At 67.5% G+C, this 530-nt stretch carries 1 protein-coding gene; it reads right to left on the bottom strand.

Going from position 1 to position 530, the window contains the following annotated elements; genetic code table 11:
* The coding region (locus tag F2B26_RS16905; RefSeq protein WP_159811247.1) for a hypothetical protein at positions 1–399 on the bottom strand (399 nt) is incomplete at its 3' end.
* Positions 400–530 lie beyond the last annotated feature (131 nt).

The raw sequence follows: 530 nt of genomic DNA, 5'->3' as shown, positions 1-530 counted from the left end.
ACGGACGGGGCAGGCGAGGCGGAGCTTGGGGTGGCGTTCATGATCGAGGCGCAGCGTGAAGGCGGCGCGCTTGCCGCGGCTCGACGCAGTCTGGCGCACGACCGGGTTCGGCTTGGGTGCGGCAGGTTTCTCGAGCTGGGCGGCGATACGATCGAGCGACTGGCGCACCTGGTTGGGTCCGCCGTCTTCATTGGCGGCCTGCGGTGCCAGCTTGACGACCTTGTCGTCCTGCGAAGCTTCGTCCCCCATGTCGTTCCCGCCAAGATCTTCGAGACTGGCTGCCGCCTCGGCACCGTCGACCGGGCCGGGAATTCCCGACTGCGGACGCATGGCTGGCTTGGCGCCACCCTTGCGCGCGAGGAGAGTGGGAGAGAGCGAGGCGAAATTGGCGTCAGACATCCGGCAGTCTCCGCCTTTCCGTTCTTACTGCGCCACCCGACGGCCGAAGCCACCGGCGGGACGATGTGCACCAGGAAGCGTCGACTGCGAGTGCGGCGCGGCGAAAACCGTACGGCGGAAGTTCTTCTCCA

It is taken from the genome of Cellulomonas citrea (assembly GCF_009829685.1).
Classification (GTDB): Bacteria; Actinomycetota; Actinomycetes; order Actinomycetales; family Cellulomonadaceae; genus Cellulomonas; species Cellulomonas citrea.
The sequence above is the reverse complement of the archived record's forward strand: the minus strand, read 5'-3'. Positions and strand labels throughout refer to the sequence as shown.